This is a genomic window from Orenia marismortui DSM 5156 (genome assembly GCF_000379025.1).
GTDB lineage: Bacteria > Bacillota > Halanaerobiia > Halobacteroidales > Halobacteroidaceae > Orenia > Orenia marismortui.
Window position 1 is genome coordinate 164,043 of the sequence record NZ_KB900623.1, and the last position, 24,760, is coordinate 188,802.

23 protein-coding genes and 1 riboswitch are annotated in these 24,760 nt (G+C 31.1%); all 23 genes read left to right on the forward strand.

Annotated features, from left to right (window positions below):
- Nucleotides 1-109: 109 nt before the first annotated feature.
- The 23 genes from folD to OREMA_RS0114600 all read left to right on the forward strand — a co-directional run bounded on the left by folD (nucleotide 110) and on the right by OREMA_RS0114600 (nucleotide 24,759).
- Entirely contained in the window at nucleotides 110-967 is an 858-nt protein-coding gene (gene folD, locus OREMA_RS0114490) for a bifunctional methylenetetrahydrofolate dehydrogenase/methenyltetrahydrofolate cyclohydrolase FolD (RefSeq protein ID WP_018249968.1), read from the forward strand.
- 1 nt (nucleotide 968) lies between these two features.
- Complete coding sequence (gene xseA, locus OREMA_RS0114495; protein WP_018249969.1) at nucleotides 969-2,192, forward strand: exodeoxyribonuclease VII large subunit; 1,224 nt, start codon at nucleotides 969-971, stop codon at nucleotides 2,190-2,192.
- A 502-nt stretch (nucleotides 2,193-2,694) separates the two neighbouring features.
- Entirely contained in the window at nucleotides 2,695-3,765 is a 1,071-nt protein-coding gene (locus tag OREMA_RS0114500; protein WP_018247563.1) for an IS30 family transposase, read from the forward strand.
- Nucleotides 3,766-3,997: 232 nt separating this feature from the next.
- A riboswitch (glycine riboswitch) is annotated at nucleotides 3,998-4,093 on the forward strand.
- Between the two features lie 153 nt (nucleotides 4,094-4,246).
- Nucleotides 4,247-5,620: an alanine/glycine:cation symporter family protein gene (locus OREMA_RS0114505; protein WP_018249970.1), complete on the forward strand. Its 1,374-nt coding sequence runs from the start codon at nucleotides 4,247-4,249 to the stop codon at nucleotides 5,618-5,620.
- A 402-nt stretch (nucleotides 5,621-6,022) separates the two neighbouring features.
- A complete protein-coding gene (locus OREMA_RS0114510; protein WP_018249971.1) occupies nucleotides 6,023-6,259 on the forward strand; it encodes an exodeoxyribonuclease VII small subunit in 237 nt (78 codons plus the stop codon).
- Nucleotides 6,259-7,140 (forward strand): polyprenyl synthetase family protein, encoded by an 882-nt coding sequence (locus OREMA_RS0114515; protein WP_018249972.1) that lies wholly within the window; start codon nucleotides 6,259-6,261, stop codon nucleotides 7,138-7,140. The genes OREMA_RS0114510 and OREMA_RS0114515 overlap by 1 nt, the downstream gene beginning before the upstream one ends.
- 159 nt (nucleotides 7,141-7,299) lie before the next feature.
- A complete protein-coding gene (dxs, locus tag OREMA_RS0114520) occupies nucleotides 7,300-9,174 on the forward strand; it encodes a 1-deoxy-D-xylulose-5-phosphate synthase (RefSeq protein WP_018249973.1) in 1,875 nt (624 codons plus the stop codon).
- Nucleotide 9,175: 1 nt separating this feature from the next.
- Complete coding sequence (locus OREMA_RS0114525; RefSeq protein ID WP_018249974.1) at nucleotides 9,176-9,988, forward strand: TlyA family RNA methyltransferase; 813 nt, start codon at nucleotides 9,176-9,178, stop codon at nucleotides 9,986-9,988.
- A 46-nt stretch (nucleotides 9,989-10,034) separates the two neighbouring features.
- Entirely contained in the window at nucleotides 10,035-10,898 is an 864-nt protein-coding gene (locus OREMA_RS0114530; protein WP_018249975.1) for an NAD(+)/NADH kinase, read from the forward strand.
- A gap of 20 nt (nucleotides 10,899-10,918) precedes the next feature.
- Nucleotides 10,919-11,374, forward strand: coding sequence for an arginine repressor (gene argR, locus OREMA_RS0114535; protein ID WP_018249976.1), 456 nt, complete (start codon nucleotides 10,919-10,921; stop codon nucleotides 11,372-11,374).
- A gap of 13 nt (nucleotides 11,375-11,387) precedes the next feature.
- Nucleotides 11,388-13,085: a DNA repair protein RecN gene (gene recN, locus OREMA_RS0114540; RefSeq protein ID WP_018249977.1), complete on the forward strand. Its 1,698-nt coding sequence runs from the start codon at nucleotides 11,388-11,390 to the stop codon at nucleotides 13,083-13,085.
- 256 nt (nucleotides 13,086-13,341) lie between these two features.
- Entirely contained in the window at nucleotides 13,342-14,667 is a 1,326-nt protein-coding gene (spoIVB, locus tag OREMA_RS0114545) for a SpoIVB peptidase (RefSeq protein WP_018249978.1), read from the forward strand.
- Between the two features lie 91 nt (nucleotides 14,668-14,758).
- Complete coding sequence (spo0A, locus tag OREMA_RS0114550) at nucleotides 14,759-15,544, forward strand: sporulation transcription factor Spo0A (protein ID WP_018249979.1); 786 nt, start codon at nucleotides 14,759-14,761, stop codon at nucleotides 15,542-15,544.
- A 173-nt stretch (nucleotides 15,545-15,717) separates the two neighbouring features.
- Entirely contained in the window at nucleotides 15,718-16,836 is a 1,119-nt protein-coding gene (gene steA / locus OREMA_RS0114555) for a putative cytokinetic ring protein SteA (RefSeq protein WP_018249980.1), read from the forward strand.
- 11 nt (nucleotides 16,837-16,847) lie between these two features.
- Nucleotides 16,848-17,441 carry a copper transporter gene (locus tag OREMA_RS0114560; RefSeq protein ID WP_018249981.1) on the forward strand — a complete coding sequence of 198 codons (594 nt, stop codon included), beginning with the start codon at nucleotides 16,848-16,850 and terminating at the stop codon, nucleotides 17,439-17,441.
- Nucleotides 17,434-18,105 (forward strand): glycosyltransferase family 2 protein, encoded by a 672-nt coding sequence (locus tag OREMA_RS0114565; protein WP_018249982.1) that lies wholly within the window; start codon nucleotides 17,434-17,436, stop codon nucleotides 18,103-18,105. Before OREMA_RS0114560 ends, OREMA_RS0114565 begins: the two co-directional genes overlap by 8 nt.
- A 4-nt stretch (nucleotides 18,106-18,109) precedes the next feature.
- Nucleotides 18,110-18,919 carry a hypothetical protein gene (locus OREMA_RS0114570; protein WP_018249983.1) on the forward strand — a complete coding sequence of 270 codons (810 nt, stop codon included), beginning with the start codon at nucleotides 18,110-18,112 and terminating at the stop codon, nucleotides 18,917-18,919.
- A 139-nt stretch (nucleotides 18,920-19,058) separates the two neighbouring features.
- Complete coding sequence (locus OREMA_RS0114575; protein WP_018249984.1) at nucleotides 19,059-20,576, forward strand: sodium-dependent transporter; 1,518 nt, start codon at nucleotides 19,059-19,061, stop codon at nucleotides 20,574-20,576.
- Nucleotide 20,577: 1 nt separating this feature from the next.
- Nucleotides 20,578-20,673: a MetS family NSS transporter small subunit gene (locus tag OREMA_RS18950; protein WP_018249985.1), complete on the forward strand. Its 96-nt coding sequence runs from the start codon at nucleotides 20,578-20,580 to the stop codon at nucleotides 20,671-20,673.
- A 354-nt stretch (nucleotides 20,674-21,027) separates the two neighbouring features.
- Entirely contained in the window at nucleotides 21,028-22,140 is a 1,113-nt protein-coding gene (locus OREMA_RS0114585) for a M20/M25/M40 family metallo-hydrolase (protein ID WP_018249986.1), read from the forward strand.
- Nucleotides 22,141-22,327: 187 nt separating this feature from the next.
- Entirely contained in the window at nucleotides 22,328-22,489 is a 162-nt protein-coding gene (locus OREMA_RS18725; RefSeq protein ID WP_018249987.1) for an aspartyl-phosphate phosphatase Spo0E family protein, read from the forward strand.
- A 652-nt stretch (nucleotides 22,490-23,141) separates the two neighbouring features.
- Nucleotides 23,142-24,248 carry a DUF3866 family protein gene (locus OREMA_RS0114595; protein WP_018249988.1) on the forward strand — a complete coding sequence of 369 codons (1,107 nt, stop codon included), beginning with the start codon at nucleotides 23,142-23,144 and terminating at the stop codon, nucleotides 24,246-24,248.
- Nucleotides 24,223-24,759, forward strand: a complete 537-nt coding sequence (locus OREMA_RS0114600; RefSeq protein WP_018249989.1) for an NUDIX hydrolase — start codon at nucleotides 24,223-24,225, stop codon at nucleotides 24,757-24,759. Before OREMA_RS0114595 ends, OREMA_RS0114600 begins: the two co-directional genes overlap by 26 nt.
- Nucleotide 24,760 lies beyond the last annotated feature (1 nt).

Below are 24,760 nucleotides of genomic sequence, written 5' to 3' on the forward strand. Positions count from 1 at the left end.
TCAAAAAAGTAAGTATGGATTTTTAATATAGTCTTCTTATTTATTATTAAAGTTCTTTATGCTATAATATTTGTAATTAAAGATAGTATTTATCAAGGAGGGAATTAGAATGAGAGTAGGAGAGGATAAGATTTTAATTGGTAGAAAGGTTGCCAAAGCAGTTGAAAGTGATCTTAGTAAAGAAGTAGAAAGATTGAAAGATGTTGATATAAAACCAGGTTTAACAGTAATTTTAGTGGGAGATAATCCTGCTTCAGAAATATATGTTTCTTATAAAGAGAAGGCATGTAGGAGGGTAGGAATCAACTCTACTATAATTAATTTGCCTAAAAATATTAGTGAAAGCGATCTTTTGACAGAAGTTCAGAAACTAAATGAGGATGATCAGGTAGATGGGATTTTAGTCCAATTACCTTTGCCAGATCATATAGATGATGAAAAGGTAATTGCTACTATTAGGCCAGATAAAGATGTAGATGGTTTCCATCCGATAAATGTAGGAAAATTAATGATTAATAATAAGGGATTGCCATCTTGTACACCACGAGGAATTATGGAAATTTTAGCTAGATATAATATTGAACTTGAGGGAAAGAATGCAGTAGTTATTGGAAGAAGTAATATTGTAGGTAAACCTATGGCAACGATGTTATTACATCAGAATGCTACAGTTACTATTTGCCATAGTAGAACTAAAAATTTAGCAGAACATACTAAAAATGCTGATATTTTAGTAGCAGCAGTAGGCAGGGAGAAGTTTGTAACTGCTGATATGGTTAAAGAAGGAGCAGTTGTAATAGATGTAGGGATGCATAGAACAGAAGAAGGGTTATGTGGTGATGTTGATTTTGAAGGAGTAAAAGATAAAGTTTCAGCAATCACTCCTGTTCCAGGAGGGGTTGGACCAATGACAATTGCTATTTTACTTAAAAATACATTGACTGCCTGCAAAGAGAGAAGGGGCTAGAATGTGGGAAGAAAATAATTTTTTAGATAGGGCATGGTCTGTTACTCAAGTTACCAATTATTTAAAAGAGGTTTTAGAGACTGATCCAAATCTAAGTAAAGTCACGGTTAAAGGAGAGATTTCTAATTTTCATCATCATTCTTCAGGGCATATGTACTTTACTTTAAAAGATGAGAAAACACAGATAAGTGCAGTTATGTTTAAAGGTTATAATCATAAATTAGAGTTTGAGCCTGAAGATGGGATGGCAGTTATTGCTCAAGGGAAGGTAAGTATTTATCCTGCAAGAGGACAATACCAGATTTACATACATAATTTAGAGCCAGATGGAATAGGTAGTTTACATTTGGCCTTTGAGCAATTAAAGAAAAAGTTAGATCAAGAAGGATTATTTAAAGATGAATTTAAAAAGACAATTCCAAAGATACCTGCTAAAGTAGGGGTTATAACTTCACCAACAGGAGCAGCTATTAAGGATATTATCAGTGTAGTTAAAAGAAGATTTGCTAATATATCTTTACTGATTGCCCCTGCTGTAGTTCAAGGTGAAAAATCAGTAGCGAGTTTAGTTAAGGGCTTAGAACTTTTAAATAAGAGTGATGTGGATGTAATTATTATTGGACGTGGTGGAGGTTCAATTGAAGATTTATGGGCTTTTAATAAAGAAGAAGTGGCAAGGTCTATTTTTAAATCTAAAGTACCTGTGATTTCAGCGGTTGGACATGAGACAGATTTCACTATTTCTGATTTTGTAGCTGATTTAAGAGCCCCAACTCCTTCAGCAGCAGCAGAGCTAGTTGTATCTAATCGTGAAGAGATAGAAAGGTATGTGAAACGATTATATAGCAATTTAACAGTTGCTATAGAAAATAGATTAAATCGCTTAGGTGATAAGTTGAATAACTTAAAAGGGCGTAGAGCACTACAATTGCCTAAGGATCAAATTTTGGAATATACTCAAAAGCTAGATGAATTAACACTGAACCTTCAGGATAAATTTAAGAATAACTTGAGCAAGAAAAGAGAAAAATTAGAAAGTCTAGTAAGTAATTTGAATTCTTTATCACCATTAAATACTTTGGCTAGGGGTTATAGTTTGACTAGGAAAGCTGAAGGTGGTAGAGGTATCAATTCAATTTATCAAGTTAATAAAGATGATTTAGTTGAGATTTTATTAAAGGATGGTTATTTGTTATGTAATGTAGAGAAAATTTCCGAAAAATAAACTTTTAGAATATAGTTACTATCATAGTTGTTGCTGACTATGATTATTTTTTAGAGCATAAAGATATAATTAAAGATAAAATGCTTCGAATGTATTAAAAAGTAATAAGATAAACTATTATTTTTGATTTTTAATTGTTGAATAATATGAGTATAGTGTGACACTTTTAGGTGCTAGGAGTTAGGTTATAGGGGTTAGTAAGTTCTTCCTACCTCCTATTTTCTAACGCCAAACTCCGAAACTGTCGCTTTATCTTATATCTGTATATCCATTTGTTAAAGATATCGAATGCCATTAAGTTTTTAATTATCATACAAGCAAGAAATAAGTTTAAATAATTCTAAAACAAATAGAAAAGACTGTTTTGTTTATTTTATATAATTATTTTGAAAGGTGCATTGTATAATTAAATGCACGGATAGTTCAAAAAATAAAAAATGACACACATTAATACCTCATATATAATGTTAACTGACCAAAGCAAACATTGGAGGTATTAAATATGTGCCAAAATAATTATAACACAAAAAGTAGAAAAGGAAAACATTTAAAGTGGGAAGAGAGAAAGATAATAGAACATTTATATAATATACAAAACAAATCGAAGACAGCAATAGCAAGAGAGTTAGGGAGGCATAGGACGACAATAAGTCGAGAAATTGAAAGGGGAAAGCTTGTATTATTAAATTCAGATTACACTAAAAGAATAGAATACGATGCTGATATAGCTCAAAACTTATATGATAACAATGCGACTGCTAAAGGAGCTAAGATTAAAATAGGAAAAGATCATCAATTAGCTGAATTCATAGAAGAAAAAATAAAAGGAAATTATTCTCCAGAGGTAATTGCAGAGATGATTAAAGAGGATGATGGGTTTGAAATTAAAATACATTGGAAGACGATATATAATTATATAGATAAAGGCATTCTGTTTATAGATAGAGAAGATTTGGTTTATGGTAGATATAAAAAGACTAATAAATCTAAACAGAAAGAAAAAGAATCAACAAAAAGGAGAAAAGAGGGAAGAAAGATATCAGATAGGCCTAAGGAAGCTGATAAAAGGTCAGAAATAGGTCATTGGGAAATGGACTTAGTAGAGGGTAGGAAAGGTAAAGATGAGCCCTTTTTATTAGTTTTAACAGAGAGATATAGTCGCAAAGAAATAATAGAACTAATACCTAATAAGACTCAAGAATCTGTAATAAAAGGATTAGATCGCGTAGAAAGAAGAATAGGAGTTAGAAAATTTAGAGACTTATTTAAAACTATAACTACAGATAATGGTAAAGAATTCTATGATTATGAAGGGATAGAAACTTCCTTTACAGGAAGTGATATCTCAAGAACTAGTCAATATTATGCTGATGCTTATTGTTCTTGGCAAAGAGGTAGTAATGAGAATTTAAATAAAATGATTAGAAGGTTTTTACCAAAAGGAAGTAGCTTTAAGAATATTAGCAGAAATGAAGTTAAAAGAATTGAGCGATGGATAAATAATTATCCACGAAAAATGTTTGGGTTTAAGAATGCAAATTATATATTTGAAGAACAGTTAAAGGCAGCTTAAAATTTATGAGGTATTGAGTAATAAAAAACCGTGCATTTTATATTGCAATTTATATAATTATTTTGAAAAAAATAAATACTTGCTAAAATGACAAACATGTGTTATCATAGCTTTATAAAAGTGAATACGTTGTCGAAGGATTATTACAGGAGAAAAGTTTATGGCTTTGCCGACGGGGCAAATCTATAGTTGTCCGACTATAGATGAAACTCTCAGGTTAAATACTGTAATATGACGGCACTCTGGAGAGACTTATAAAAGAGCACCGAAGGAGTAACCTGAATAAATTTCAGGGTAATCTCTCAGGTAAAAGGACAGAGCAAAGGACAAATAGTAGTTGATTATTAGTTGCTAATTATTACTTCTTATCTAATGTTATGGAGCTAAGAACTCAATAGATCTATTTGTTTTTCTCCAGAGTCTAAACCTTAGGGTTTAGATTTTTTATTTTATAATTGAAATTTAAAGGGGAGGAAGAAGAATGGAAGCTTTATTGAATTTTTTTAGTGCAATGAGTAGTCTTGTCTGGGGACCACCAATGTTAATATTATTGTTGGGAACTGGAGTATATTTGACTATTAGGTTAAAAGGGATTACATTATCTAAAATTCCTTATGCTATAAGTTTGATCTTTAAAGAAGACAATGAGAGTGAAGGTGATGTATCAGCCTTTGAAGCATTGGCGACAGCACTTTCTTCTACGATAGGAACTGGTAATATAGCGGGTGTTGCTACTGCTATTGCTGTTGGTGGTCCAGGTGCTGCATTATGGATGTGGATTGCTGCCATAGTTGGTACAGCTACCAAGTTTGCTGAAGGTGTTCTAGCTGTAAAATATCGTGTTAAGAATGAAGATGGTGAAATGGCTGGGGGGCCAATGTACTATATTCAAGAAGGATTAGGAGAAAAGTGGAAGCCGTTATCAATCTTTTTTGCTGCTTGTGGTGTTATGGTTGCTTGGTTAGGAATTGGAGCTACAGTTCAAGCAAATTCAATGGCTGATGCTTTACAGGCTAACTTTGGAATTTCACCTATAGTTACAGGGGTAGTTATGGCTGCTTTAGTTGGAATGGTTGTTTTAGGTGGTATTAAAAGAATTGCTAAGGTTGCAAGTAAGATTGTTCCTTTAATGAGTGCTATTTATATTTTAGGAACTTTATATATTATACTTACTAATATTGTTGAATTACCAGCTGCTATTTCTTTAATTGTCAAATCTGCTTTTAGTGGTCAATCTGCTATTGGTGGTTTTGCTGGTGCAGGAGTGATGTTAGCTATAAGAAAAGGTATTTCAAGAGGTATCTTCTCTAATGAAGCTGGTCTAGGTAGTGCTCCAATTGCTCATGCTGCTGCTAAGACAAATAATCCAGTTCGTCAGGGGTTAATTGCTATGTTAGGAACATTCATTGATACAATTATCATTTGTAGCTTAACTACTTTGACAATTATTATGACTGGTGTTTGGAATAGTGGAGAGACTGGTGCTGCTTTAACAACTAAAGCTTTTAATGTAGGAATGCCTGGTCCTGGTGGTTTAGTAATTGGAATTGGAATCATATTCTTTGCCTTTTCTACAGCTTTAGGTTGGTGTTATTATGGTGAAAAATGTATTGAATATTTATTAGGGCATAAAGCTATTAAGCCTTACAAATTTATTTATATTTTATGTGTTCTATTAGGTGCTACTGTTAAATTAGAATTAATTTGGGCTATCTCTGATGTAGTAAATGGTCTAATGGCTTTACCTAACTTAGTTGCTTTATTAGGGTTATCGGGTATAGTTATTAGTTTAACTAAAGAATATTTTAATAACTTAACTACAAATGGAAAAGATCAAGCAGAGCATATAGCTTAACTAAATTCAAAGGTTGCCTTCGGGCAACCTTTTTGTTATTATAAAGTAAGATATTTGATTATGCTTAAGGTTATTAAGGAATATAGATTGATAATGCGACACTTTCGGAGTTAGGCGTTAGGACATGGGAGGTAGGAAGACCTTACTATCACCTATAACCTAACTCCTATCACCTAAAAATGTTTCAATACATCCATTAAGTTTTACTTTAAACTTGGATATATCACTTTCAAATAATGTAAATATAAATTATTATAAAATTAGTAATTTTAGGGATAATAAAATATACTTAACATCTAATTAAAAATAGTTATTTAAGTGGTAAGTTAAAGAGAGATGAAGGGAATAAAGATCGAATGTAGAAATATCTAAAGTGGATTAAGTATTAAGGAGTTGAGGCCTATGAGTCAGGAAATTAGCTTTGAAGAAGCATTAAAACAATTAGAAGATACTGTAGATAAATTAGAGCGAGGAGAACTATCTTTAGAAGATTCATTAACAGAGTTTGAAAAAGGAGTCAGGCTAACGAAATTTTGTTCAAATAAGTTAGATCAGGCTGAAGAAAGAATAGAAGTTATTAAAGAGGAGAATGGAGAAATAGGTGTAGAAAGTTATAATTATAGAGGTGAAGGAGAATAATGAATATTAAAGAATTTATTAATTGTAAGAGTAAAGTAATAAATAAAGAATTAGACAAGCATCTACCAGCTGAAGATATACACCCAATCCAATTAAATAAATCTATGAGATATAGTGTATTAGCAGGTGGAAAGAGGTTGAGGCCCATTTTGGCTTTAGAAGCGGCAAAATTAATAGGCGGAGAAGAGGAAGATATCTTAGCCGCAGCTTGTGCCCTTGAATTAATACATAATTATTCTTTGATCCATGATGATTTACCTGCTATGGATGATGATGATTTAAGACGAGGAAAGCCTACTAATCATAAAGTCTTTGGTGAAGCAATGGCTATATTGGCTGGTGATGCTTTATTAACTTATGCTTTTGAAATTATGACTAATATTGATAATGTATCAGTAGAACAAGTTTTGTTAGCGATAAAAGAGTTAGCTAAGGCTTCAGGATCTAAAGGTATGGTTGGAGGACAAGTTGCTGATATTTTAGCTGAAGGTCATCAAATAGATAGTAATGAATTAGATTATATACATAGGCACAAAACAGGAGCTTTATTAAAGGCATCTGTTAGAATTGGAGCTATCTTATCAGGGGCTAATGATGAGCAATTAAAGGCTTTGACTACTTATGCAGAAGAGATCGGTTTAGGTTTCCAAATTGTTGATGATATTTTAGATATTGAAGGAGATGCTAACAAGTTAGGAAAAGATGTAGGCAGTGATTTAGATAGGGATAAAGCTACTTTCCCAGCTATTTATGGTTTGGAAGAGTCTAAAAAGATGGCTTCTAAGACCTGTAAACGAGCAAAAGAAGCATTAAATATTTTTGGTGAAAAAGCAGAAGTCTTATTAAAGTTAGCAGATTATATTATACAACGAGACTATTAAGTAATAACTGACAATTGATAATATATAATATTCAGTGGGAAAAGAACTCCCCCATTCATGCTTCGCTACAATTAAAAATTTAAGTTCTTAAGATCTTAGTTTTAATCATAGATTGTCAATTGTACATTGTAAATTAGAAAAAGAGGGTGATATCTGATTATGGAAGAATTTTTGGCACAAATAGATTCACCAAAAGATTTAGAAAAAATATCAGCAGATAATCTATATAAGTTAGCTCAAGAGATTAGAGAAGAGATAATAGTGAATTTATCCAATACTGGTGGTCATTTAGCCTCTTCTTTGGGAGTGGTTGAATTAACAATAGCACTTCATTCAGTATTAAATAGTCCTAAAGATAAGATTTTGTGGGATGTAGGGCATCAAAGTTATGCTCATAAATTATTGACCGGAAGAAAAAATAAGTTTAACACATTAAGGCAGTTTAATGGTTTAAGTGGTTTTCCAAAACGTCAAGAAAGTATACATGATCATTTAGATGTGGGTCATAGTAGCACCTCAATTTCAGCTGCATTAGGTATGGCATGTGCTCGAGATATTAGGGGAGATGATGAAACTATTGTGGCTGTAATTGGTGATGGAGCTTTAACGGCAGGTATGGCTTTTGAAGCCTTAAATCATGCTGGTGATTTAGCTAAGGATTTAATAGTTATTTTAAATGATAATGAAATGTCTATATCAAAAAATGTAGGAGCTGTATCTAATTATTTAGATAAATTAAGGACTAATCCTAAAATACATAAGGCTAAAAAAGATGTAGGATATTTAATAAATTCTATACCTGCTTTTGGTGATCAATTGCTGAAGACGGCTAATAAAGTAAAAAACAGTTTAAAATATTTATTGGTTTCAGGACTTTTATTTGAAGAGTTTGGTTTTACTTATTTAGGACCAATCGATGGACATAATATTAAAGTATTACAAGAACATATAAAAGATGCTAAAAATATTGGTGGTCCAGTTTTGATACATACGGTGACAACTAAAGGAAAAGGTTATGCACCAGCTGAAAAAGAACCATCTAAATATCATGGTGTAGCACCATTTAATATAATGACAGGAGAGGCTAAAAGTAAAAGGACAAAAAAGACTTATACAGATATTTTTAGTCAAACATTAGTAGATCTAGCTAAAGAAGATGAGAGTGTTGTAGCAATTACTGCTGCTATGCCTTCAGGTACAGGATTAAATAAATTTGCTAATGAGTATCCTGATCGTTTTTATGATGTAGGTATTGCTGAGCAGCATGCATTAACTTTAGGTGCTGGTTTAGCTTTAAATGGTACTAAACCCTTTGTTACTTTATATTCTACTTTTTTACAACGCGGATATGACCAAATTCTTCATGATATCTGTATTCAAAACCTTCCAGTTAAATTAGCTATTGATCGTGCTGGATTAGTAGGAAGGGATGGAGAAACCCATCAAGGTGTATTTGATTATTCATTTTTACGCCACTTACCTAATATGACAGTAATGGCACCTAAGGATGAATCAGAATTACAAGTAATGGTTAGAACAGCTTTAAATCATGATGGGCCAATATCTTTTAGATATCCAAGAGGCGAAGTTGTAGGGGTAGAGTTAAGTGAGACTGATAATACTTTAGAAATTGCTAAGGCAGAAACTTTACGTCAAGGTAAGGATGGAGCTATTTTGGCTATTGGATCTATGGTACATCCAGCTTTGAAAATTGCATCTGACTTGGCTGAAGAAGGGATAGATTTAGAAGTAGTTAATATGCGTTTTGTAAAGCCTTTAGATAAGCAATTGATTAAAAATTTAGCTGATAGATTTAATCTTCTTTTTACAGTAGAAGAGAATGTCTTACAAGGAGGATTTGGTAGTGCTGTCGCTGAATTTTTAGTTGATCAAAACTTGAATGTTAAGTTAAAAAGAATTGCTTTGCCAGATGAGTTTATAGAGCATGGTTCTAGAGAAGAATTATTGGCTAAATACGGACTAGATATAGCAGGAATTAAAGCTAAGATTAGAGCAGTTATGCAGGAGGGGTAGAATGGCTAAAAAGGAACGATTAGATGTAATATTAACAGAACAAGGATTATTCAAGAGTCGTTCACAAGCTAAGAGGTCAATTATGGCAGGCTTAGTCTATGTTGATGATCAACAAGTAGATAAGGCTGGCACTAAGATAGATCCAGAAGCTAACATTAGAGTGAAAGGAGATTTGCACCCTTATGTTAGTAGAGGTGGTTTGAAGCTAGAAAAGGCAATAGATAGTTTTGAAATTGATCTTAAAGATAAATTAGTAATAGATATTGGGGCTTCAACTGGAGGTTTTACTGATTGTTCATTACAGAATGGAGCTCGTAAAGTATATGCAATTGATGTGGGCTATAATCAGTTAGCTTGGAAATTGCGTAGTGATGATCGAGTAGTTTGTATGGAAAAGACCAATGCTAGATATCTAAGTTTAGATGATATAGGAGAAGCTGGGGATATAGGTACTATAGATGTTGCATTCATATCTTTAACTAAGATATTACCTGCTTTAATAAATTTATTAAAATCTGATGGAGAGATTATTGCTTTGATAAAACCACAGTTTGAAGCAGGACCAGACAAGGTAGGGAATAATGGTGTAGTTAAAGATAAGACTGTGCATAAAGAGGTTATTAATAAAATTATGAATTTTGCATTAGAGATAGGATTAACTCCTCTTGGAATTGATTATTCACCGATTACAGGAGGTAAAGGTCATAATATTGAATATTTATCTTATTTTACTCTTGATCAAAGTAAGAAAGGTATTGTTGATTTAGATGAGAAGATTATTAATATTATTGATTCTGCTCATCAATCTTTATAGTTTTCTATGAATAATGATTTTTAATGAGTAGTTCTGGGGTGAATATATGGATAGAAATAAGGTTATTAAAAAAATAGGTTTAATTGCTAATATCAATAAAGCTCAAGCCTTTGAAGTTATGAATAAGGTTTGTGATTATTTGGATGGTCAGAATAAAAGTTATATTTTAGATGAAGCTAGTGCTTGTTTACTTGATAGAAAGGTTGAAAATAAAGCTTATGAAGTTTTAATTGATTTTGTAGATGTAGTAATTGTTTTTGGAGGAGATGGGACATTTCTAAAGGCAGCACGTACTTTTGCTAATAGTGACACCCCCATTTTAGGTATAAATCTAGGCCAATTAGGTTTTCTAACTGATATAGAAATTAATAGGTTGGAAGAAGGATTAAATAAGTTATTAGCTGGTCAGTATATTATTGAAGAAAGAATGATTTTAGAAGGAACTGTTATTAGAAAGGGTAAAGTGGTCAATAAGGTAATTGCTATTAATGACCTTGTGATTAACAAGGGTCCATTTTCTAGAATTATTAATTTGGAAAGTTATATTGATAATGAATATATTACTACATATCCAGGGGATGGATTGATAATAGCTTGTCCAACTGGTTCTACAGCCTATTCTTTATCAGCTGGTGGTCCAATTGTTAACCCTAAGATGAAATCTTTAATTATTACCCCAATATGTCCTCATACTTTGAATTCCCGTTCTATAGTAACTACAGAAGATGAGGAGATAATGGTTAAAGTAGATGCTGATCATAATGAAGTAATGTTAACTGTTGATGGACAAGATAGTTTTCCTATTTTGTCTAAAGATATTATAAAAATTAATAAGTCTGAATTAGTTGCAAAGATGATGAAATTAGAGGGCTATAATTTTTATAAAATTTTACATAATCGTCTACAATAATAAATTAAGGAGATAAATTAATGAAAAGTAAAAGACACATTAAAATCATGGAGTTAGTTGAGAATGAAGATATTCATACTCAAGATGAATTAACAACTAGGTTAGAAGAAGAGGGGATTGAAGTAACACAAGCTACTGTTTCTCGTGATATTAAGCAGTTAGGACTTATTAAGGTTCCTATAGAAGGAGGAGGTTATAAATACTATTTGCCGCCTCAACCTAAAGAGAAGGTTAATGTTACAAGTAGAATGAAACGTATGTTTGAAGATTCAGTAATAGATATAAATTTTAGTGAGAACTTGGTTGTAATCAATACATTACCAGGAACTGCACAAGCAATAGCCGCTTTATTAGATAATACCACTTGGGATAATGTAATTGGTACAATTGCTGGTGATGATACTATTTTAATGGTGGTTAAGCCTAAAAATGCGGTTGAGTCTGTAATTGATAAATTAGAGAATTTGACTGTGTAAGGAGGTAAAGTCAATGCTATCTGAGTTAGTAATTAGTAATTTTGCATTGATTAAGGATGTTAAGTTGGAGTTGAAGCCTGGTTTAAATATTCTAACAGGCGAAACAGGTGCAGGAAAATCTATTATTATTAAAGCTTTAGATATGTTGTTAGGAGGCAGAGCGTCAACTGACTATGTTAGATATGGTGAAGATAAAGCAATAATTGAAGGATGCTTTAATTTAAAAGATAATTTTCTTGCTAAAGAAAAAGTAGATGAATTAGGATTGGAACTATCAGATGACGAAAATATAATTTTAACCCGTGAGATCAGTGTTAATGGTAATAATAAATCCAGAATAAATGGACGCGTTGTAACCTTAGAGATGGTTAGAGGAATAACTCAATATTTAATTGATATTCATGGGCAGCATGAACATCAATCATTACTTAATGCTGAAGATCATCTTAGATTATTAGATGAATTTGGTGCTAAGGATTTAATGGAAGTTAAGGTTGGGTTAATCAATTTATATTCTAAGTTGCAAGAAAAAAAGAAGAAATTAGAGGAATTAAATTATGATGAGAGAGAAAGAGAAAGGCGAATCGATTTATTAGAGTTTCAGATTAACGAGATTGAAGAAGCAGAATTAAAGATGAATGAAGATGAAGAGTTGCTAGAAGAAAGAAAGAGGTTAAGTAATGCAGAGGAATTAAGTCAAACTATTGGTAAAGCTTATAGTCAATTATATCAAAGTGAATTTGAACAGAGTTCTATAATTGATCAGGTCAATCAATTATCTAAAGAGATTGATAGTTTGGTTAAATTAGATAATGAATTAGAGGAAGTTGCTGAAAATTTAAAAAGTATTAATTATGACTTAGAGGATGTTTCTTTTAAATTAAGAGATTATCATGATGAAATAGAGTTTAATCCTCAACGCTTAAATTTAATAGAAGAACGTTTAGATATTATTAGTAGGTTAAAGAGAAAGTATGGAGATACTATCTCTGAAATATTAGACTATCAAGATACTATTATTAAGGAATTAGACAATATAAAAAACAGCCAAATTAGAAAAGAAGAGCTAAAGGAGAATATTGATAAATTAGAAGAAGAATACTTAGCCTTGGCCAAAAAACTATCAAGTAAAAGAAAAGAGATGGCTAATATTTTAGAAAAAAATATTTCAAAAGAATTAAAAGATTTATCTATGATGCAAACAGTATTTAAAATAGATTTTAAAGAAAGAGATACTTATTCTAAGGATGGTATTGATAAGGTTGAATTTTTAATTTCACCAAATCCTGGTTCTAAGTTAAAGCCATTAGCTAAAATAGCTTCTGGTGGAGAATTATCTAGGGTGATGTTATCTTTAAAGACGATAACTGCAGATATTGATCAGATATCCACTTTAATTTTTGATGAAATTGATACTGGAATTGGTGGAAGAGTAGGAAAATTAGTAGCTGACAAGTTAGATTCTCTAGCCAAAAATCATCAAATAATCTGTATTACTCACCTTCCTCAGATAGCATGTATGGCAGATAATCATCATTTAATCATGAAAAAAATTGTTAATAATGAAACTGAGACAGTAATTCATCCTTTAAAAGACAATGCTAGAATCAGAGAATTAGCAAGAATGTTAGATGGTAGTTTAAGTGAGACTACATTGGATCATGCTGAAGAATTACTTAAATCAGCTATAAATAAAAAAAGAAATAAGTAAAGTAGAATTGAATAGATTTTATTTATCTAGGGCATCTTTATTAGTAAAGATGCTCTTTTTTAATTTCATATTCAAGAGAATTTTATAAATTCTTATATCTATAAAAGTATAACTATTTTTTAATTTATAGAATTCTCTTATTAATAGTAATGTCTTTTAATTTTACAAGTCTCTAATAGTTTATTAAGCAGATGAAAGTTGTAATTTGAATAGTTGGAAGATACTACACAGGTGGGGCTGTGTAGGAGTGTGGTTAATGAAAAATTATAAAAGAATAATCGGACTTAATTGTTTCTTAATAGTAATATTAATTTTATTAATGCCTCAGATATTAATTTTTTTAGGTTTACCAAATACTTGCCAAATTATAGAAGGTAATAAAGCATCATTAAAGATACATTTACCCTTTAATGTATCGGTTGAGTCTAATAATCAAGGAAGTTTAAAGGTTAATGGTAAAAATGTTTCTAGTCAAGAGTTAAATATTAATTTATCTAAGCCTTTAGCTTTGCAGGCATCTAATACGGGAAAGTATGACTTGAACTTTAAGTTGTTTGGTTTGATCCCCTTAAGAAAGATGGTAGTAAATGTTCTTCCGGAGATTAAAGTCATCCCAGGTGGACAAGCTATTGGAGTTATTCTAAAATCAGATGGAATTATGGTAGTTAGAAGTTCATATGTAGTAGATAGCAATGGGGAAAAACATTTTCCTGCTAAAGATGCAGGAATAGAAGTAGGAGATAGCTTATTAAAGGTTAATGATATTGGAATTAAGAATAAGTATCACCTGGCTAAATTAATAAATCAATATGGAAAAAATAGTAAGAAAATAAGATTTAAGATTAGAAAGCAGTCAGGTAAAGTTGTTTTTAAAGATATTCTTCCTATTAGAAATGAAGATGGTCATTATATGATAGGGATTTATGTTGATGATGGAGCCACTGGTGTAGGAACTATGTCCTTTTATGATCCCAATCAAGGTTATTATGGAGCTTTAGGACATATGATAACTGAAGCTAATACCCAATTAAAAATTGATGTAGGAGAGGGGGAGGTTGTTAGAGCTAATATTTCTGGTATTAACCAAAGTCAAAAAGGATTGCCAGGGGAGAAGTTAGGTACTTTTTTTAATGGGCAAGGGGTCTTAGGAAATATAATCAGAAATAATGATTTTGGTATTTACGGAAAATTATCAATTATTCCTAAGCATCCTTATTTTAATAAAGCTATACCTGTATCAAGCCCTTTAGAAGTTACAGAAGGTCCGGCAGAAATTTATACAGTTCTTCATGGTGGTAGTATTGAAAGGTTTAAAATAGTCATTGAAAAAGTAAAAAGACAGTATCAGCCTGCAGAAAAAGGATTAATTATCAGAATAACTGATCCTGATCTTTTAACTCAGACTGGTGGGATTATTCAGGGAATGAGTGGAAGTCCTATAGTACAAAATGGAAAATTGGTAGGAGCGATAACTCATGTCTTTGTGAATGATTCGACTCGTGGCTATGGGATATTGGCTCAATGGATGATCAAACAATCTGGTCTATTAGAAGAGAAAAACATCAAAAAATCTATTTCATAGATTTTTTGATGTTTTTTGTTTTTGAAAGGAGGAATTTGGAAATTAGCATAGAACTTCTAGTATAGAGTTACTATGAGGAGGAAAATTAAATATGAAAAAAGACATAATTAAGGTGTTGTTAGTAGATGATAATAAGGATTTCTGTAATCTGATTAAGGAGTATCTTAATCAGCAAGATGAGTTTGAAGTAGTTGGAGTAGCTAACGATGGAATTGCTGCTTTAGAGATGATTGAAGAAACTGAATTTGATGTATTGATATTAGATGTTATTATGCCACATTTAGATGGTATTGGGGTATTAGAAGAACTGTATAGTAAAGATTTAAGTAGTAAATTTAAAATTATTATGTTAACTGCTTTTGGACAAGAAGAATTAACCCAGAGAGTAGTAAATTTAGGTGCTGATTATTATATTCTAAAACCTTTTGATTTAGAAAAATTATCTGATAGAATTAGACAGGTAACCTTATCAAACTCTAATAGTAATACAGGATATGCTAAAAAAGTGCAACCGAATATCTATAAGAATGTAGAAGAGAGAATTACAGATATTATGCATCAGATAGGAATTCCAGCCCATATTAAAGGCTATTTATATCTTAGAAAAGCAATTTCTAAGGTAATAGAAGAGGTGGAATTATTAGGAGCAGTTACTAAAGAATTATATCCTTTAGTAGCTAAAGAGTATAATACAACTGCAAGTAGAGTAGAAAGAGCAATTCGACATGCTATTGAGGTAACTTGGGAACGAGGAAATACAAAGGCTATTAATAAACTTTTTGGACATTCAGTAACAAGTTCTACAGGAAAGCCAACTAATTCACAATTTATTGCTAAAGTTGCTGATAAATTAAGAATTGAGCTTAGAGTAAGTTAAAAATATTAAAATTAAGTTTGAACTCAAGCATCCTAACTAGGATGCTTTTTTATTTGAGACAATGAAGTTAGAAGTTCAATAATCAAGTTGACATTATTACCTTTAATTAGAAGTATGAGAGAGGATAAATCAAGCTATACTAAATATAGTAGTAAATTTAGGAGGCTCCCAAGATGCAATTAACTGGAAAAGTTAGATTAGGAATTAAGACAAAGAAATTAGTTAAGGAATTAGTTGAAGGGGAGATTGCAGTTATTGCACATAGAGATATTGATCAACTTGCTGCAGAGTCATTAATAGAGAAGAAAGTAAAGGCAATAATTAATCTCAATCCATCTATTAGTGGGAAATATCCTAATTTAGGACCTAGAAGATTATTAGAAGCAGGAATACCAATGATAGATAATGTTGAAAAAGATTTGTTTGAAAAATTAAATAATGGAGATTTAGTTCAAATTATTGACAATAAGATAATAAAGGATAAGAAAATAATAGCAGCAGGGGAAGTTTTAAATCAACAAAGGCTAGAAATAAAATTAGAGCAGACTAAAGAGAATTTGGAAGAAGAATTAATTAAATTTGTTGATAATACTTTAGATTATGCCAAGAAAGAAAAAGAGCTTATTTTGGGAATAGATATACCAAACATAGATACAGATTTAGAAAATAAAGATGTTTTGATTGTAGTTAGAGGAAAAGATTATAGACAGGATTTAGAAGCTGTAATTTCTTATATTAGAGAAACAAATCCTGTTTTAATAGGTGTGGATGGTGGAGCAGATGCCTTGGTAGAATACGGGTTTGAACCTGATATTATTATAGGAGATATGGATAGTATTAGTGATAAGATATTATCTTGTGGGGCAGAGATTATTGTTCATGCCTATCCTGATGGAAGAGCTCCAGGAATGAAGAGAGTAGAAAACTTGGGCTTAAAGGCTAAGCTTTTTCCTGCTCCAGGAACTAGTGAGGATATTGCTATGTTATTAGCCTATGAAAAAGGTGCAGAACTGATTGTGGCTGTTGGTACTCATACTACTATGATAGACTTCTTAGAAAAAGGTCGTCCAGGTATGGCAAGCACTTTTTTGGTCAGATTAAAGGTGGGAAGTAGATTAGTTGATGCTAAAGGGGTTAATAAATTATACCAAAGTCAGATTAAACCTAAATATGTTGCTGAAGTATTAATAGCTTCTTTAATTCCTATTATTGCTATTATAAGTGTCTCATCACCAATCCATCAATTGATAAAACTCATACTTATCAAACTAAGAATTAATATTGGTTTTTAGGAGGAGAAAAGATGCTAGTAGATATAAGATATCATATAATTACAGTTGTGATTATATTTGTTACACTAGCAATAGGAATTTTAATTGGTAGCAGTATGTTAGGAAATGATTTAATAATTGAAGAACAGAAAAACCTTGTTTCTAAATTAGAGGATGATTTTAGATATTTAAGAAGTGAAAATAAACAATTTGAAAGAGAGGTCAATACCTTAGAGGCTAGATTAGCAGATAATATAAAATTTCAAAAAATGATTATGCCTTTGGTTGTTAAAGGACAATTAGAAAAGCAGAGTTTATTATTAGTTGTAGGTGATAATATATCTTCTGATTTGAAAAATCAACTTATTAAAGCATTAAAATTAGCTAATGCAGAATCTATCAGCCTAGTAGATGGTATATCTGATATAGAAATAAAAGGTGAATTTAGCAGAGTATTATTTTTAGGACAAGTTAATAAGGAAATAAAAGATTATTACTCGAAGTTAAGTAAGGGGACTATAAAGATTAATTCTGATGAGCTAAATAATATTTCAGGATTGATTAAATTGGTATTTGAAGTTGCGTCAAAAGACTTAGCTGATATGAGAGGTGTGACTAGTGAATAAAACAGTTTCAGCTATAATCCCTGCTTACAATGAAGAAGATAGTATAGAGGCTACGATCAAAACTGTTAAATCTATAGATAAAGTTAAGGAAGTTATTGTTATTGATGATGGGTCAGAAGATGAGACCTATCAAAAGGCTATTAAAGTAGCTCATAAAGTAATTAGATTAGATGTAAACCAAGGAAAGGGCAGTGCTCTAAATTATGGCTTAAAAGAGGCTAAGGGTGATATTTTATTATTATTAGATGGGGATTTGGCTGAAAGTGCTTCTGAAGCTGAGAAATTAATAGAGCCATTGTTGGCTGATAGAGCTGATATGTCTATTGCTCAATTTCCTCCTAGCCAAATTAAAGGTGGTTTTGGTTTGGTTAAAGCTTTGGCAAATTGGGGTTTGAAGAAGATGACTTATCAGGAATTTTCAGCGCCCCTTTCTGGTCAAAGAGCATTATCTAAGGATGTAATAAAAAAGATAGATAGCTTTGCAGAAGGATTTGGTGTAGAAGTTGCTTTGACAATTGATGTATGCAAAGCAGGATTTAAAGTAGAAGAAGTTCCCGTTAATATGAATCATCGTGAAACTAAAAGAGATATTAAAGGTTTTCTTCATCGTGGTAAACAGTTTAAAGATGTGCTAAGAGTTATTCTTCTAAAAATGAGAAGGTGAGAAAATGATAGAATTAATACTTATAATTACTTTAAGCATTATCTTAAATAAAGTCAGCTTTAAATTGATTCCATCACTATTAATAGATGGTGATGCTGTTGCTAAAAATTATCGTGGTGAAGTAATCCCTCTAGGTTATGGTTTGGTATTTAGTTTAAACTTAGTTATCATTATGATAGTTGGAACTATATTTGGTTATTATGAAGTTTATCAGATTTATAATTTTATAATTCTGATTTTGGCTATGTCTTTTATTGGTCTTTTGGATGACACCATAGGAAATAAAGATAAACAAGGATTTAGTGGTCACTTTAAGGCATTATTATTTCAAAAAAAATTAACTACAGGGACAATAAAAGCCTTATTTGCTTTTATTGTTGTATTCTTTATCAATTTTTATATAAATCAAGATCTAAGTAATCTCATTATTAATGGAGTTTTGATTTTATTGATGACAAATTTTATTAATTTATTAGATTTGCGTCCTGGTAGAGCTTTAAAAGTGACATTGTTCTTTTTATTATTAATTTTAATATTGAGTTCAAAAAACCATTTATTAATCATACCTATAATAATAACGGTATTATTTGCTTTATCTTTTGATCTACAAGCTAAGGGGATGATGGGTGATATAGGATCAAATGTATTGGGGGTGATACTAGGTCTATTGATAGTTGGTAGTTTTTCTTTTATTTTACGGTTGATGATTATTAGTGCCTTAGTTTTTATTCACTTATATTCAGAATTTTATTCAATATCAGAATTAATAAAGCAGAATAAGATATTATCATATTTTGACAGACTTGGAAGGTGAAATGATTTTTATAAAATCTCATTATATTCTTGACTGAATAAATCAAAGCATATATAATAGACTAAAAGTTACTTATATGTGTCACGGTGAGTAGCTAGAAGTAGAGAAGAATGTAAAGATAAAAAGGAGGAGTTTGAGTATGGAGAAGAAAGAAACACAACGTGACCAATGGGGAAGTAGATTTGGTTTTATTTTAGCTGCCATTGGTTCTGCAGTTGGTTTGGGTAATATTTGGCGTTTTCCGTATATGGCATATGAAAATGGAGGAGGTGCCTTCTTAGTACCTTATTTCTTTGCTTTATTAACAGCAGGGATTCCATTATTAGTTTTAGAGATGGGATTAGGACATAAGATGAGAGGATCTGCACCTTTATCATTTAGAAAGATTAAAGAGAAATATGAAACTCTTGGATGGTGGACTGTATTAATTACTTTTGTAGTAACAGTATACTATTCTGTAATTATTGCTTGGGCAGTTAGCTTTGTTTTCTTTGCATTTAAACAAAGTTGGGGTGCTAAGCCAGATGAGTTCTTCTTTGGGGAATATCTAAAGATGACAAATTTCTGGAAAATTGGTGGTATTAGGTTTAATGTTTTAGCTAGTTTAGCCCTTGTTTGGGGACTGAATTATTTGATTTTATATAAGGGTATCAAAGAGGGAATTGAAAAAGCTAGTAAGATTTTTATGCCTTTATTAGCTGTATTAGTTGTTTTAATTACAGTTAGAGGTATTACATTACCTGGTGCTATTGAAGGAATCAATCATTTCTTAGAACCTGATTTTTCAGTTTTAAAAGACTCAAGTGTATGGGTTAGTGCATATGGTCAAGTATTCTTTACTTTAAGTTTAGGTTTTGGAATTATGATTGCCTATGCTAGTTATTTGCCTAAAAAATCTGATGTTGTTAATAATGCATTTATTACTGCCTTTGGAAATAGTGGATTTAGTTTCTTAGCTGGAATTGCTATTTTTGGGGTCTTAGGTTATATGGCACAAAGTCAAGGAGTTGCTTTTAAAGAGGTTGTAACTAGTGGAATTGGTTTAGCTTTTATTGCTTTTCCTAAAGCTATTAATTTATTACCTGGTTTTAATGGATTATTTGGAGCTTTATTCTTCTTATGTTTAGTTGTTTCTGGTTTGTCATCAACAATTTCCTTAATTGAATCATTTTCATCTTCAATCATGGATAAATTCCAAATGACTAGAAAGAAAGCAGTTACTATAGTATGTGGATTAGGATTCTTAGGAAGTGCAATCTTTGCTACTGGAATGGGATTAGTTATCTTAGATGTAGTGGACCACTTCTTAAATAACTATGGATTAGCTGTAGTCGGTTTAGTTGAATGTATTCTTCTTGGCTATTTCTGGGGATTACCTAATATCAAGAAGCATGTTAATGGAATTTCTGACTTTAAAGTAGGTGTTTGGTGGAATATAGCTATTAAGTCTGTTACTATTCCTATTCTAACTATTATGTTAGCTTTTAAATTTAAAGCTGAGGTAACTTCTTTGTATGGAGGATATCCTCTTAGTGCGATACTAACATTAGGTTGGGGAGTTGTAATAGGTTTAATTGTTCTAGCTTATGTTATGAAGAATATAAAATGGAATGAAGATGTATTATTAGATGCAGATATTGTAAAGGAGGAGATCTAAGATGTCAGCAGGAGCAATGGGAATGTTAGCTTTTGGAGTGACTGTATTATTTGGTGGTTTAGCAGTTTGTTTGAATATTGCTATGAAGAATAATTAATCTTAATATATATGAAATCCTAATTCGTATTTATGCGGATTAGGATTTTTAGTGTTTAAAGTAAAGTAGTATTAGTTTTATTTTTAAAAAGTATGATGATTTGAGTATAAAGTCATATTAAGCAGTGACTGCTTAACTTAGTTACTTGTTACTTAAGTATTATTATATTTATTGTCTTATGTACTTAATAATAGCTTAATTAACTGCAACTACATAGTTTATTTTTAAAATTTTAATTTTTTGCTTAAATAGAGGAATTATAATATTAATAATGTAATAAAGAAAAAATAGTGTAATCATATGCTAAGAGAATAATTGAAAATAATAAATCTGATATTTAAGGAGAGGGAGAAGATGAATCAGGATAGAATTGTGAATTTCTTTTTAGAGTTAGTTCAGATAGATAGTGTTTCTAAAGAAGAAGGTAATCTTGCTGAATATTTAGTAAAGGTTTTAGAAGAGCTAGGTTTAGAAGTTAGAAGAGATAATATTGCTCAAGAGGTTGGAGGCCAAAGTGGTAATATAATAGCAAAATTGGCTGGGGATCCTTCAAAGCCAACATTATTGTTAAGTTCTCATATGGATACAGTAACTCCTGGAAAGGGTATTAAACCAGTCATTAAAGATGGAGTTATTTATAGTGAAGGAGATACAATTTTAGGATCAGATGATAAAGCTGGTATTACAACAATTATTGAAGCTTTAAGAGTTATTAAAGAGGAAGAAATAGAACATGGAGATATAGAAGTTGTACTTACTATTGGTGAAGAGATAGGATTGTTAGGGTCCAAAAATTTAGATTATAATTTGATTGAAGCTGATTATGGAATAGTATTTGATTCTGGAGGTCCAATTGGTAGTATCTTTACTCAAGCTCCTACACAAGATAAGATTTATGTTAAGGTAAAGGGTAAAGCTGCTCATGCTGGGATGAACCCGTCATCTGGGATTAATGCTATCAAGGTTGCTAGTGTTGCTTTATCTAATATGAAATTAGGTCAGGTTGATGATGAGACTACAGCTAATATTGGAGTAATTAAAGGTGGTCAAGCAACTAATATTGTACCTGATCTGGTTGAATTAGAAGGTGAAGCCAGAAGTTTGAAAGAAGATAAATTGGATCGTCAGACTAAGCATATGTGTGATATATTTAATAAAGCAGCTAATAAATTTAAAGCAGAGGTAGATATTGATGTACAAAGAATGTATCCAGCTTTTGATTTAGCTAGAAATACTAAAATTGTTGATATAGCAATTAAGGCTGCTCGTAAGATTGGGATTAAGCCTTCGCTACAATCCACTGGTGGTGGAAGTGATGCTAATATATTTAATGGACATGGAATTCCAACAATTAATACTAGTGTAGGTATGAATGATGTACATTCAACAGAGGAGAATATCAAAATTGATGATTTAGTCTCTGCTGTTAAGTATTGTTTATCAATTATCGAAGAATCTGGGATATAATAGTAAACAAAACAAAAGATTACTTGATTTTTTTTACTTCTTTGTGTATAATTTATTTATATTGTTTAAAGAGGAAGCGTTTCCAAGATTCATTATATAATCTTATGATTCTTCTTTATAGGTGATTTATAGTATACTTCAATAAACAATATAAGGATGAGGATATAATTTTATAAGGAGGAACATAATGAATTGTTCAAGGATTTTACAATTGTCTAATAGAATTGATTACTTAAAAGAAGAGATGGATAGGTATAATCTCAGAGAAGATAAAGAAGAATTATTAGAGTTAAGTCAAAAATTGGATGAGTTAATTTTAGAATATATGAAAAATGGGATTCGAAATTAAATCTTTGTAGCCTCAGCAGTTAACTGCTGAGGCTACTTTATTCACAAATATATAAGTTGAACTAATAATTTTCATAAAAAACTTGTTTTGTTAGGAATTTAATCAATTTACACGAATAATTTAAAAAACTCAATTATATATAGAACATAAAGAATAATTTAAATTTAATTAGAAACAAATTGAAACCCTAAATTTTTTTAACGCTGATTAAAATCTAATTAGATTCTGACCTTGTTTATTAGCTAGTAACCGTTAGATAATAGCCAATAGCATAATAACCCAAGAGTACTTCTTCAGTCATTTCTCTTTGGGTTTGAACAGATTAACCCTTCGCAAGATTTTAATTCTTAAAAATTACTAGAATTTAAATTCTAAGTATATAATATAAAATCTTTATTAGTTGCTATATAAATTAATTCTTCAGTTCTTTATTCGTGTTAATTTGTGGTTAAAAGTTATTTTAGTAAGTACTTATGTTTTAATGAAATTCTTTAATTCAATCTATATAGATTGAATTAAAGAATTTTTTTTATTAAACTACAAATACTAGTTTAGGAGTTAGGATAAAGACTTCATTAATTTAATTGGATTATTTTGGAAGGTGTTTCTTCTTTTATGGTGAATTAATTATTTAGTTTATGGAGGATATTATATGTTAGAAATTAGACAAGGAAAAGTTATTGAAATTTTATCTCATAGAGATGGATTAACAGAAATAAGAATAGATATTAATGGTAAGGAAAAAAAGGGTATTTGTTATGATTATTTAAGTGGAAGAGTAGAGGTAGGTGATGAAGTTGTAGTTAATACAACTGCGACCTCTTTAGCTTTAGGAACAGGTGGTTACGATTTTGTGATAAATATTTTGGGCAAAGATAGTGAGTTAGAGGCTCAAGGCCATATTATGAAGATGAGGTATACTCCCTATCAGATACAAACCTTTAGTGTAGAGGAACAAGATAGTCCTTATCATGAAAGAATCAATAATTTTCATTCTTTAATAGAAACGCCAGTGATAGCAGGGACTTTGCATAGTATGTTAGTACCGATTACAGTTATGATTAAAAAGAAAGCTCCTCAGGCAAGAATAACTTATGTAATGACTGATGGTGCAGCATTACCTATTCAATTTAGTAATATAGTTCATTATTTGAAAAAAGAAGAGATTATTGATAATACTATTACCATAGGCCATTCTTTTGGTGGTGATTTAGAAGCAGTAAATATCTATTCAGCTTTAATTGCTGCTTATGAGATACAAGAAGCAGATATAATAATAGTATCTATGGGCCCAGGTATTGTAGGGACAGGAACTAAATATGGATTTACTGGGGTAGAACAGGCTGATATCTTGCATGCTACTAAAGTATTAGGAGGTAGACCAATAGCTGTACCAAGAATAAGTTTTTCTGATAAGAGAGAAAGGCATTATGGCTTAAGCCATCATAGTAGAACGAACCTAGGAGAGCTTGCTTTGATAAGAGCTAAGGTTGGTATACCTTATTTAACCCAAGAGAAGAATAGTGTCTTAGAGCAACAGTTGAGTGATTCGGAAATTATCAATAAACATGATATAATCTATCGTAAGGGAAAAGAGGTCTTAGAGGTGTTAGGGGAGCTAGATTTTGAAGTTACAACTATGGGCAGAAGAGTAGAAGAAGAACAGGAATATTTTATGGCTGCAGGTATAGCAGGAATAATTGCTAGTGAGGAACTAAGAAAGGAAGATGAGAATGGATCTAAGGGAGAAGACAGTTAATAGTAAGAAGATATACAAAGGGAAGATAGTCAATTTAAGGTTAGATGAGGTAGAACTGCCTAATGGTAATTTTTCTAGAAGGGAGATAGTTGAGCATAATGGGGCTGTTGCTATTGTACCTTATTATAAGAATAAGGTGATTATGGTAGAGCAATTTCGTAAAGCTACAGAGGAGATATTGTTAGAGATTCCTGCTGGTAAAGTAGAGAAAGGTGAAGATTTAGTTGAATCTGCTAAAAGAGAGTTAGAAGAAGAGATAGGTTATCAGCCTGCTAATTTGAAGTGGTTATGTAAGGCTTATACCAGTCCAGGTTTTACTAATGAAACTATAGATATTTATTTGGCAACTAAATTAGTAAAAACTGAGCAGAATACTGATGAAGATGAGTTTATAAATATAAGAGAATTTGATATTTCTACAGTTGGGGAAATGATGGCTAAAGGTGAATTTAGGGATGCTAAGACAATTATTGGGCTACAATACCTACTGGCTGATTTAAAGGAAGGATAAG